General features: G+C 48.7%; 11 protein-coding genes. 1 reads left to right on the top strand and 10 read right to left on the bottom strand.

Annotation, left to right across the window (positions count from 1 at the left end):
• Positions 1-24: 24 nt before the first annotated feature.
• The 7 genes from FYJ60_RS07120 to FYJ60_RS07150 form a co-directional block, all read right to left on the bottom strand.
• On the bottom strand, positions 25-786 hold the full coding sequence (locus FYJ60_RS07120; protein WP_154457976.1) for a nuclear transport factor 2 family protein: 762 nt from the start codon (positions 784-786) through the stop codon (positions 25-27).
• 387 nt (positions 787-1,173) lie between these two features.
• Positions 1,174-2,700 carry a MobA/MobL family protein gene (locus FYJ60_RS07125; protein ID WP_154457977.1) on the bottom strand — a complete coding sequence of 509 codons (1,527 nt, stop codon included), beginning with the start codon at positions 2,698-2,700 and terminating at the stop codon, positions 1,174-1,176.
• Positions 2,701-3,069: 369 nt separating this feature from the next.
• The gene (locus FYJ60_RS07130; protein ID WP_334296180.1) at positions 3,070-4,371 is read right to left on the bottom strand and encodes a virulence-associated E family protein; all 1,302 of its coding nucleotides are present in this window, start codon (positions 4,369-4,371) and stop codon (positions 3,070-3,072) included.
• A gap of 7 nt (positions 4,372-4,378) precedes the next feature.
• Positions 4,379-5,113: a CHC2 zinc finger domain-containing protein gene (locus FYJ60_RS07135; protein ID WP_154457978.1), complete on the bottom strand. Its 735-nt coding sequence runs from the start codon at positions 5,111-5,113 to the stop codon at positions 4,379-4,381.
• The gene (locus FYJ60_RS07140) at positions 5,100-5,441 is read right to left on the bottom strand and encodes a plasmid mobilization protein (protein WP_154457979.1); all 342 of its coding nucleotides are present in this window, start codon (positions 5,439-5,441) and stop codon (positions 5,100-5,102) included. The genes FYJ60_RS07135 and FYJ60_RS07140 overlap by 14 nt, the downstream gene beginning before the upstream one ends.
• Before the next feature lie 2 nt (positions 5,442-5,443).
• The gene (locus FYJ60_RS07145; RefSeq protein WP_154457980.1) at positions 5,444-6,508 is read right to left on the bottom strand and encodes a site-specific integrase; all 1,065 of its coding nucleotides are present in this window, start codon (positions 6,506-6,508) and stop codon (positions 5,444-5,446) included.
• Positions 6,508-6,702 (bottom strand): ICEBs1 excisionase, encoded by a 195-nt coding sequence (locus FYJ60_RS07150; protein ID WP_154457981.1) that lies wholly within the window; start codon positions 6,700-6,702, stop codon positions 6,508-6,510. Before FYJ60_RS07150 ends, FYJ60_RS07145 begins: the two co-directional genes overlap by 1 nt.
• 202 nt (positions 6,703-6,904) lie before the next feature.
• Between FYJ60_RS07150 and FYJ60_RS07155 the strand changes: the two genes are divergently transcribed.
• Positions 6,905-7,546, top strand: coding sequence for a helix-turn-helix domain-containing protein (locus FYJ60_RS07155; protein ID WP_154457982.1), 642 nt, complete (start codon positions 6,905-6,907; stop codon positions 7,544-7,546).
• A gap of 88 nt (positions 7,547-7,634) precedes the next feature.
• Here FYJ60_RS07155 and guaA read toward each other — a convergent pair whose 3' ends face one another.
• The 3 genes from guaA to FYJ60_RS07170 all read right to left on the bottom strand — a co-directional run bounded on the left by guaA (position 7,635) and on the right by FYJ60_RS07170 (position 11,465).
• Positions 7,635-9,191 (bottom strand): glutamine-hydrolyzing GMP synthase, encoded by a 1,557-nt coding sequence (gene guaA, locus FYJ60_RS07160; RefSeq protein ID WP_154457983.1) that lies wholly within the window; start codon positions 9,189-9,191, stop codon positions 7,635-7,637.
• A gap of 138 nt (positions 9,192-9,329) precedes the next feature.
• Positions 9,330-10,562: an ABC transporter permease gene (locus tag FYJ60_RS07165; RefSeq protein ID WP_154457984.1), complete on the bottom strand. Its 1,233-nt coding sequence runs from the start codon at positions 10,560-10,562 to the stop codon at positions 9,330-9,332.
• Between the two features lie 12 nt (positions 10,563-10,574).
• Positions 10,575-11,465 (bottom strand): ABC transporter ATP-binding protein, encoded by an 891-nt coding sequence (locus tag FYJ60_RS07170; RefSeq protein WP_154457985.1) that lies wholly within the window; start codon positions 11,463-11,465, stop codon positions 10,575-10,577.
• Positions 11,466-11,743 lie beyond the last annotated feature (278 nt).

Below are 11,743 nucleotides of genomic sequence, written 5' to 3' on the forward strand. Positions count from 1 at the left end.
CATGTGTTTTGAGAAATATGCTGGTTAAAATTTTCCGGAATTTACCAGTTCCTGACGGGCAGGTACCGGTTCCCTGTTGCTCCAGTGCTCCGCAATCTTTCCATCCTGCAGGCGGAAAATATCAAACTGCGCATAGGCAGTGCCATCCGTCAGGACATTCGAATAGGTCACAACATGATCTCCCTGTCCTGCGGTTTTAAATACAAAATCATAGGCAACTGCATGATCTGTAATGAAGGATTTCCAGTCATCCGCTGTTTTTCCAAGCTGACGATCATGCTGGATCAGGGAATCCGAGACATAGTGATCGAACCGGTTCATGGAATGATTCTGCAGCACTTCCGTCAGGAAAAGCCGCACCGTGTTTTTATTTGCTTCTGTCTTTTCTATATCCTGAATTTCAAATTCACCAAAGATCGGATCCGGGCCGTTCTCATTTTTCTGATACGCATCGATCACATCCCAGTGCTCGACAATCCGTCCATTTTCATCGGAACGGAAGAGATCCGTGGTCACCCACTGTGCAGCGCCGTCATTCAGGTTCTGATGCACGTGCAGGAATACATAGGGACCATCTGAAAGGCAGCGTACGATCCGGATATCCCGTTTGGGATTCCTCTTGAAAAAATCTTCAAAGAATTCCCGGAACCCTTCCTTGCCGTCCTTCACACCGGTGCTGTGCTGCGTATAGGTGTCACCCATATAGTTGTCAAGCACCTCCTGCACTTCACCATCGCGGATCCCTCTCAGATACAGATTCTTTGCATTTTCTAAGTTTTTCAGCATCCCATACGCTCCCTCTTTCTGAAGTCATTCCCGTTTCTTTTATGTAATATAATTTATTACATCTATTTTGTCAACCCTTATCTATCATTTTTGCAATGATTCTGGTTAGAATCGAGCTTCATGCAGGTTCCATTCAATTCTGCTTTATTTCAAGCCGCAAGATCCCGAAAGCAAAACAAGCAGCCAGACGTCTTCACAGGTCACGTCTGACTGCTATGTATCCCGCACTGGATGATGCGGTATCAATATTTGTCTCGCTATCCTTTTTTCCTCGTCCTATCCCTTTCTATAAATCAGTTTATGCGCGTCATTGCTGCTTATTCCTTTGCTTTTCCCACGGCTAGAATACGCTTTCCACGAGCACCGTCTTATCACAGACAGTTTAGCCTACAGGCTCACCTCTTTTCTGGATGATTTCTTATCCGCATAGTTCATGCCGCATCCCGAAACTTCTGTTTTCATTGCCGCAAGCTGCTTCAGTATACTCGGTTTCTGCTCCTGCTTCCGCTGCTCCTGCAGCCCCCATTCTTTCTTTCCTGACGTTGTGATTCCATCCCATTCCGCCTGTGCCCTGCGAACCTGCTCCAACGTCCTCTTTGCCAGCCGATATTCCTGCTCCGCTTCCTTAACGCTCCTGTATCCATTGGCATCCGCAATCAGAAACAGCTGATTCCTACATAACCTGATCTGACGCTCCAGTCCATCGATCCGCTCCTGCAGATCCTTCCGTTCTCTGTGATGGAAGATGGATGTCGGCGTATGATCCAGCGTCAGCTGGACCGTTTCTTTTTGTTTCTGCAGTGCATAGAGCTTGCGGTTGGTCTTATTGAGCTGCCGGTGAACCAATTCGATCCGCATGAACCGAAACTCCGCTTCACGGGAATCCGGGCGTTCAGCTTTCCGTTTCCCCGGCAGTACAGATTCCGTTGTGTCAGAGCTTTCCCTCATCCCGCAAGCATCTGCTTCTTTCCCTACGGGCTGCATCAGAAGATCCAGAAATTCCTTTAGTATTGTGATGGCTCTCCTTAAAATCTCCGCCAGAAGCCCCGGCTGCACACCATGCGTCTTCACAGATTCCGATACCTTCTGGACGACTTCCTCCTGCTTGAACTCCGTCACTTCCTCCTGGCTGCCGCCAGCAATCAGAACCTGATCTACAGTCTGATTCCATTCCTGCCGGAGCTGATTGTCGCTGCGGATTTCCTCCTCTTTCGGATTGTTTTTTCCGATCTTCTTTGTGGCAAGATAGGGGCCGGATGCATCGAAGAGCCGGAGCTTATCTTCCTCTCGGTCCACGGCCTTGTTGATCAGATCCGTGTACATCACCTTTACATCATCGAGAAAGTTCCGGTTCTTGAACACGTCCTTTCTTCCGGAGAACCACTTGATGTCATAGATCTCGCCCTTTGCCAGGATCCGGCACCCCGGCCTGACATTGCCCTCCGCATCCAGGATTTCCTTCTTCGTTCTCACATGACGGCCGGCTTCATCGAAAAACATATTCCTTCCAGCCCGCTTCACGTCTGTCTTCTCCAGCGTTTCCCGGTCCGCAAAGACCAGGTGGATGTGATAGTTGGTCATTGCCTTATTGTGGTGAAGTGCCGCTGTGCACTGCACGCCGTATTTCTGCCGGAACGTTTCTGTAAACAGCTGGAGCAGAAGCTCCGGATCCTTTTCCTGCAGGCTTTCCGGGAGGGCAATGATCAGTTCCCGCCCCTCAATACACTTGCCCGTCTTTTGATTGCTCTTCCAGAAGTCGTGCTGCGCCTGTTCCGACAGATACTGCCAGAACTCCGGCTTTACTGTGCTGTAGACTGCATACAGATGTTCCTGTCTTTTCGGATTGCTGATATAGTCCACGCGTCCCCGCACGTCAGTCAGCTTTGTCATCCTGATGAAGGAATGTCTTGCCATGAAATTCTCCCCTCTCGCTGTTGCGAGCCCCCGGAGGGCCTCCGAAGGACGAAATCCTTTGCATAAACCGCAGGTTTGTGCAAAGGGAGTATTTCGCTCTCAGTCGCCGAGGGCTCTTCTGATTTGTTTCCTGAATGAGTTTTGAAATGTTTCTGATCTGAGCTTGCATGATTTTTCTTTCGGCTGTCGCCGGGTTATCGCCGTATATGGCGTGAATTTTGATTTCTGATTGCCGTTTCCGGCACTGCTTTTTTCTTTGCACCCGTTCGTCTGCTTCTTCAATCAGATTTGTAAACGTAAACTGTAAACGAGATATACAACATCTTTTTTATCTCGTTTACGTTTACCCGTTTACAATTTCATCGTCTCTCAGAAAGGGATGTCTGCATTATCCGGCACCTGCATGAATCCTTCTTCATCTGTCAGTCTGATCCATGCTCTCTGTGTCCCATAGCTCGCAAATCTGTGGGATTTTGTTTTCGTGCTCCAGCCCGGCATACCTGCATTCATCGTATTGGAAATTGGCTGCAGAACGCTACGGTTTCTCGGATCATACGTCTGGCCAAATGCCTCTTCATAGATCTGAATGGCACACACTTCGTTTCCGCTGAATGTGTCAAGAAAATGCTGAATCACACCGAATGTGGAATCGTCCGGCATATATTCGGTCTGCATTGCCCTGACTGTTTCCTCCATCTCTTTCGGGAACGTCAGCTTGAAATTCCCACTTCGATAGATGAACATTGCCTCTGCCCAGCAGTCGATAATATACTGACGGCATTCCTGCTCATTTTCGAGCGGATGATGTTCTGCACGACTCGCATCAATCTGCACCGGGGCAAATCGCCGATTCCCTGTCTTGTCGTACGGCAGGAAATTCACGTTGTTGGATGTCCCAAGAAAGACACACTGCCGCGGCCGGTCTTCCGGATGAACCTCATACGGAATCTTGTACGTTTCTTTTGTGCGGCTCAGGAATGATTTAATGAGTTCAATGCTCTTGGCACTGGTTGTCGCCAGCATTTCCGCCATCTCGATGAACCAGTGGCCCTGCATTTTCCGATAGACATTGTCATCATCCAGTCTCCGAAGATCATCGGTGAACCATTCGTCACGGATCGCCAGGAATCTAAGAAGCGTTGATTTGCCAGCTCCCTGTCCGCCGACGAGACACAACATGATTTCAAATTTACAGCCGGGACGAAATGCTCTGCTGATCGCTCCGAGCATCATCAGCTTTGTCATTTCATAGACGTAATCGCTTTCCTCTGCACCGAGATACTTCGGAAGCAGATGGCGGATTCGTTCCACACCATCCCACACCAGCGTGTTCAGATAGTCCCGGATCGGATGAAAGGAATTCTCACTGCTGACAATGTCCAGTGCAGCACGTATCTGCTTTTCTCTCGTCAGTCCGTAATGATTTTCCATATAAAGCCGGATCTGATTGACATCTGTATCTGTGATTGCTTCTCCCCGGCGTTTCCAGCCGACATCCTTTACGATCTCTGTCTTGTCGGTCAGCTCGTTCCGGCGGATACTGCCAGCAAGGACCGGATCCTTCTGAAGCACCGTCACACAGTTCTGAATGGACTGTCTCGTCTGTCCCTTTTCGGTCTGTTCCAGTTCCTTTACGACATCTTCCACGGATAGTTTCCCTGCATTCTGCAACTCCTGATCAAGCAGGTCTTCGAGCTGCAGATTCTCTGTTCCATTTTTGTTCTCGTCTGTCAAGATTTCTAATGACCTCCTTCATTTCAAGAAAGAATGCTCTCTGTTCCGCTTCGGATCCGTAACAGAGAACGTCCAGAAAATAGTTATATGCGTCGAGATTGCTGAGGGATTCCATGAACAGCGGATTCCACTCCTCCGCTTCGGATTTCGGGGCAAATCGTTCCTTCCAACCTTGCATACTGTTCACATACATCTTCATGACACTGATCGCCCAGGACCGCCACCTTTCGAATTTTTCATTGACTCTGCAATCTGTCTGTCCTTGCTTTGCCGCCGGGGATCGTATTGGCCGAAATGCTTTTTCTGATATGTGAATTTCAAAATCCCCTGCAAGTTTTCTGGCTGCCTCAATATTGGTCAGATGAAACAGCTTTGCCGCGTAGTCAATCACATCGCCATCTGCTCCGCATCCGAAACAGTGAAACCGTTCATCCACCTTTAGACTTGGATTACGATCCGGATGAAACGGGCAGCACGCCATCCCGTTTCTTCCAACCTTCAGCCCGTAGAATTCTGCCGCCTCTCTTGTGGTTACTTTGCTCTTTATTGTCTGAAAAATATTGTCGCCGCTTCTTCTGTTCGCTATACTGTGACTGTCAATTATTGATAGGAACCGCCCCTCAGCTGTGCCACCAGCTGATTTCGGGGCAGTTCTTTTTGCTTTTTCAGGATTTCCCATGCGAATTATCCTTGTCCGGTGTTTTGGTACTGATGCGGATCATTTCTTCCACAAGAGCACTGCACCTTTCAACTGCGTCACGTATTTCTTCCAGATCCGATACCTTCTCCAGTGTTGTCCGGAGTTTTTTCAGTTCCACAGCCAGACGGTCACTCTGATACTTGCCTGCGCGGATCACAACCGTCTCTCCATAGAGCATCCTGATGAAGTAATCACCCTTGGCCAGTCCGCTGACTGCAACCTTTGCATCAATCAGGCGAAGTTCCTCTTCCGAAACCCGAAAATTGAGAATCCGATTTCTTTTTCTGTCCTTATTTTCGCAGCTCATTTTTATATGTCCTCCCTGCCGAATCGATCAAGCCGTTCCGCGATTTTTGCCTGTTTGTTGGGATACAGATGGGAATATGTATTCAGTGTTGTTTCGATCTTTTCATGTCCGAGACGGTCCGCAATCTCCTTTGGTGAGAAACCAAGTTCAATCAGAAGACTTGCGTGGCTGTGCCGCAAATCATGAATCCGGATCTTCTTGACTCCGCTGGCCTTGATCCCGCGCTGCAGCTCCTTCTCCAGAAAGGTCTTGGTAACAGGAATCAGTGGTTCATCCGGTTCCGGTTCATAACGATCTTCCAGATAGTCACGGATATCCTCTGTCAGAAATTCCGGAATCGTGATGTCACGGATGCTTTTCGGTGTCTTGGGCGGCGTAATAATGTCTTTCCCTCTCAGACACTGATAGGATTTTGTAACAGAGATCACTCTGGCCTGCAGGTTCACGTCATTGATTTCCAGCGCCAGCAGTTCCCCGATCCGCATCCCGGTCCAGAACAGGATCTGAAATGCCAGCCAGGATTCCCGCTTATCGATAACGCAGTCGGCAAATACATTGAATTCCTCTTTGGTCCAGAAGCTCATCTCATCAGCTTTGCTTTTTCCCATACTGCCCGCGGTCCTGCACGGATTGTTCTTCAGTCCGTAATAGCGAACCGCGAAATTGAAAATTGCGCTGAGCTGATTATTGATGGTCTTCAGATACGTCTTGGAATATCCCTTGTTGATGAGTTCCGTCTGCCATTTGCGAATATCAGCCGGGGTTATCTCATTCATTTTCTTTTCTCCGAAATACGGAAGCACCTTGTCATCCATGATGTAGTGCTTATTAATCATGGTGTGCTCCCTGAGCCGCGCTTCCATATCCTTGAAGTACAGATCCACGAAGTCCTTAAACCTCATATCGAAATCGCTCTGCTGCTTCAGCAGGAAATTCCGAAGCCATTCCTCGGCTTCCCTTCTCGTGTTAAATCCCCGCTTCATGCTCTTTCTGAGTTTTCCCGTCCAGTCACGATAGCGATATTGAATCAGCCATTTTCCTGTCTTCTTGTCTTTTTCAGGTCTCATCAGGCGGTCACCTCCTCGACTCCATAGCATCGTTTTTCCAGATACTTGCGGGGCACTCTTCCGGATACTGTCAGGAATCCTTTGGTCTGCAGTTCCTCATTCAGCACGTGAATAATCTTGTAGGCATGCCCTTTGGAACCCCCCATCATCTCTGCGAGCTGTTCCGCTGTCACAAAATTCATTTCCGATCTCATGTGTTTCCTCCTTCTGTTGTTATGTAGCCCTATCGCTACATTTATTATATTGTAGCGTTCTCGCTACGTCAATGCCTTTGCGGAAATTTTGTAGCCAAGTCGCTATGTTTGTGATATGTTTTATGTAGTGATAGATATCTCCCGATCCTATATGGACCAGGCATCTGTACGGAATACAAAGAGAAGAAGGGAATTGCATACGATGACAATCGGCGAAAAAATAAAATATTTCCGCAAACAGCGGGGTATTACACAGGGAGAACTTGCAGAATTGACAGGAATCCATCCTGTCTCCATCCGGAAATACGAGACAAATAAAATGCAGCCGCTCCCTCCTCAGGTCGAGAAGATTGCAGCTGCATTGAACGTGAACTTCAGTGCGATCTATGGAATGGATCAGAGCGCTTTCCGTCTGGAAACACGCGGAGATCTGATGGGATTATTGATGACTGCCTATAAAGCCGGACTGATTCAGGTTGATGGTCCGAAAGACAGATATGGTGCCTTCAAAGAAGAGCAGTGCTGCATCCGCCTGACCCCGGTACTCTCGCAGTATTTTGCTGTGGTGGGTCAGGAAGATGAGAATAGGAATATGCTGCCAGCACTAAAAGTGACAGATTCATCTGTCCTGTCTGATTTTATTCGTTGGGAAGGTTTATACCGTGAAGGATATCTGAAGGATCAGGAACTGCTGACAAAAGGAAATTCTTCTGAAGATAAAAATTATGTCGCTGATGATTTTCAAGAGATGCTGGAGCAGATCGAGCTTGACCTGCAGGCGTCTCAGAAGAAACTGGATAAGACCTGTGATCACGGCGATGATGCCGACTCTGAAACGGAATAATTTTGAAAAGTGTACTCAAAATGTACTCACGAGACATAGAAAAAGCCCGGAAGCCCAGTGTTTATGCTGGTTTCCGGACTTTTAACATTTATTCGAATTCTATCGTCCCCGGGGGTTTTGATGTGATATCATAGAACACCCGGTTGACATGGTTTACTTCGTTTACAATCCGGTTTGTCACGGTTTTCAGCACCGGATACGGAATTTCTGCGGCATCCGCGGTCATAAAGTCAATGGTGTTTACCGCACGCAGCGCTATTGCATAGTCATAGGTTCTCTCGTCACCCATAACACCTACGGAACGCATATTTGTCAGTGCGGCAAAATACTGACCGACAGTTTTATTCATGCCGGCCTTGTCCATCTCTTCCCGATAGATGGCATCTGCTTCCTGCACGATTTTCACCTTCTCCGGGGTGACTTCTCCGATAATGCGGATTCCCAGTCCGGGACCGGGGAAGGGCTGCCTCATGACTAGCTTTTCCGGAATTCCAAGATGCAGGCCGACCTTCCGCACTTCATCCTTGAACAGATAGCGGAGCGGCTCAACGATTTCCTTAAAATCCACATAGTCCGGAAGGCCGCCTACATTATGATGGGATTTGATCTTGGCGGATTCCCCTCCGAGACCGCTTTCTACGACATCCGGATAGATGGTTCCCTGCACAAGATAATCCACTTTTCCGATTTTCTTTGCTTCCTGTTCAAAAACGCGGATAAATTCTTCTCCGATGATTTTCCGTTTCTGCTCCGGCTCCGTAATTCCCTTCAATTTCGAGAAGAACAAATCCGAAGCGTCAACGCGGACAAAATTCAGGTCGTAGGGTCCGTCGGGTCCGAATACGGCGGACACCATATCACCCTCGTCCTTCCGCAGAAGGCCGTGGTCTACAAATACACAAGTCAGATTTTTCCCTACGGCTTTAGACAGAAGCACTGCCGCTACAGAGGAATCCACTCCTCCGGACAGCGCACAGAGCACTTTTCCGTCACCGATTTTTTCCCGGAGCTCCGAAATGGTCTGTTCTGCAAAATCCTCCATTCGCCAAGTGCCCTTGCACCCGCAGACATGCAGAACAAAGTTCCTGAGCATCTCCGTTCCGTACTGGGAATGGAGCACTTCTGGATGATACTGAAACGCATACAGCCCGGCCTCAACATTCTGAACAGCAGCGTAGGGACAGTTTGCCGTGTGCGCGATAACCTCAAAGCCATCTGCCAGACTGGTGATATAATCATTATGGCTCATCCAGACAATACTTTTCTCCGGTATGCCCTGATAGAGCGCCGAATCCGGACGGTCAAGAATCAATTCTGTCTTTCCATATTCCCGTTCCGGTGCTTTTTCCACTTTTCCTCCGAGAACATGCATCATCAGCTGCGCCCCGTAGCAGAGTCCCAGCACCGGAATTCCCATGTGAAACAGCTCCGCGGGCGCAGAAGCCGCCCCTTTTTCGTATACACTGTTCGGCCCTCCGGTCAGAATAATTCCTTTGGGATTCATTTTTCTGATTTCATCCAGGGAGGTCCGATAGGAATAGATTTCACAATAAACATTGCATTCCCGGACACGCCTTGCGACCAGCTGATTATACTGTCCGCCAAAGTCTATGACCAGGACTTTTTCCTGATTGCTCTGATCCATGTACGATTCCTTTCGGTGATTACAATGATTGATTTGCCGGGCGCAGAGAAGCGCCGGCATTCTATAAGCTCCACGCCATTATAACCCATCCGAAAAAATGTGTCACCCTTTTTCAGATTTTCCTCTGCCTCGCTGATTTCAGCCCTTTCTGATCATGCGCAGAAGCTCGGCCGGTTTAGGCGCTGTCCCGTACAGCAGTACGCCGACGCGGTAGATTCTGGCTGCAAGTACGCCGATTCCGATCACAGAAATCCCCAGCAGTCCCACAGAAACGGCGACCTGCCAGGCCGGAACGGTACTCATGGCTATGCGTGTAAACATGGCCATCGGTGAAGTAAACGGAATAAAGGAGCAGACCAGCATGGGAACCGTATCCACCTGCCCACTTCCCATCGCCGTCATAACCACAATAAACGCGATGATAAAGAGAAAGGTGATAGGCATGATTGCCGTATTGATATCCTCCAGCCGTGAGACCGTTGATCCCACCGCGCCGTATAAAAACGCATAGATGAAAAAGCCGAGGGCGAAAAACAGGAGCATAAACAGCAGAAGATGAAGCGGCATGTCAAAGATGGAGGTAACAATACGATTGTCCTGCCAATCCGTCCTGGTGATATTAAAGAGCAGAAATGCTGTTCCGAAGATGCAGAGAAGCTGGATCAGCCCCGCCAGGCAGGCCGCAATTACCTTTCCGAACATCATGCTGACCGGATCCGCGCTGGTAATCAGAAGTTCCATGGCACGGGAGCTTTTTTCTGTCGCAACACTGGTGCTGACCATCTGCCCGTAAAGGAGAATAACCATATACAGGGCGAAAATCATAATATAGGTATAGAAAAAATTCTGCGACTGATCTTTTCCGATTGTTTTCACCGTGTGATTCACCGGGACAGAGAGAATGCTTCCTGCCTGCTCAATGCTCATCCCGCTGCCGGTAAGCGCCCTCATCTGCGCTATGCCGCGCAGAACCTCATCGGCGATCTCTGTATTGTAATCATACATGGTACGATTGTTTACATAATAGACATACTCACTGTCGCTTTTAATCCAGAAGCCGCAGTCGGCAGCGCCGCTCTTTACCCGGCTGATAATCTCCTCTTCTCCTTCTGCCAGGCTGACGTGATAATCCGGAAACGCCTGCGCAAAGGCAGTTTCCGCAGTCTTTTCCATTTCCGGATCCTCCGCATAAAGGAGTATCTGCTGCGCATCCTTCTGCTCCGACGTCCCGCTTTTCAGAAGCCCGGATATTTTCGGAAAAAACATTATAACGGCAATCAAAATCATCAGAAATACCGTGGTGCCCACAAAAAATTTATTTTTGAAATAATTTCTGAGTTCAAAGCTGAAAATTGTCCTGAACTGTTTCATGGCCCACCTCCGTCAGATCTGATTCTTTGTGTACTGCACAAAAATATCATTCAGGGACGGCTCGAACACCCGTATCTCATCAACCGCCCATTTTTCCGTCACCAGGCGCATCTCCCGATACCTGTCCCGGGGATCGGCAAGTGTGATCCGCAAGGAACCGTCTTCTGCCAGGCTGGCTCTCCCGTTATAATACCGGCAGATTTCTTCCTGCTCAGGCGAGCGCACCACGAGGGCATTTCCCGCATGACGATGTCTGATTTCCCGGAGGTTTCCTTCCAGGACTATGTTTCCTCCATTGAGAATGGCAATCTCATTGCAGAATTCCTCAATGTAATTCATCTGATGACTGGAAAACAGAATAATTTTTCCCAGCCGCATTTCCTCCCGCACAACTTCTTTAAGCAGCTCTGCGCTCACCGGATCCAGGCCGGAAAACGGCTCGTCCAGGATCACAATATCCGGATCGTGGGCTACTGCGGTAATCAGCTGGATTTTCTGCTGATTTCCCTTGGATAGAGAATCCAGTTTTTTCCCGCTGTATTCCTTCATATCCAGACGTTCCAGCCACCGGTCAACGGCCGCCGCGGCATCGGAGCGGCTCATTCCTTTTAATTCCGCGAAATATATCAGCTGGTCACGGATGATCTTTTTCGGGTACAGACCGCGCTCCTCCGGCAGATAGCCGATGCCTGTCTTTTGATAGTCGATCGGCTTTCCATCCAGCAGGATCTCTCCGCTGTCTGCCGGAAACACATTCATCAGAATACGAAGTGTTGTTGTCTTTCCGGCACCATTTCTTCCCAGCAGCCCGACCGCAGTGCCGCTTTCCGCCTTCAGGCTGACTCCCTTCAGCACCTGATGTGTTCCGAAGTTCTTGCACAGCTCCCTCAGTTCCAGTTTCATCCGCGTTCCCTGCCCTTCTGTATTTTCCTGTATCCTACAGATTCAGCATATCACAGGTGTTCTTTCCCTGTCACCAGCCATCCTTCTGTTTTCCGAAGACTTAACCTGGTGTTTACCTGAGCAGCACAGATTTTCTTTATTCTCCTGCATACAGAATACAGCTTTAAATCCGACTTCCTGATATATCTTCAGGACTTTTTTCCCCCGCATGAAGAATACAAGTTCAACCCCATACAGCTTCCCTCAGCTTTGTTGTGATTCTCCCGCATGAAGAATTC

The sequence above is a fragment of the Bilifractor porci genome (assembly GCF_009696005.1).
In the GTDB taxonomy this organism is placed as follows: Bacteria; Bacillota; Clostridia; order Lachnospirales; family Lachnospiraceae; genus Bilifractor; species Bilifractor porci.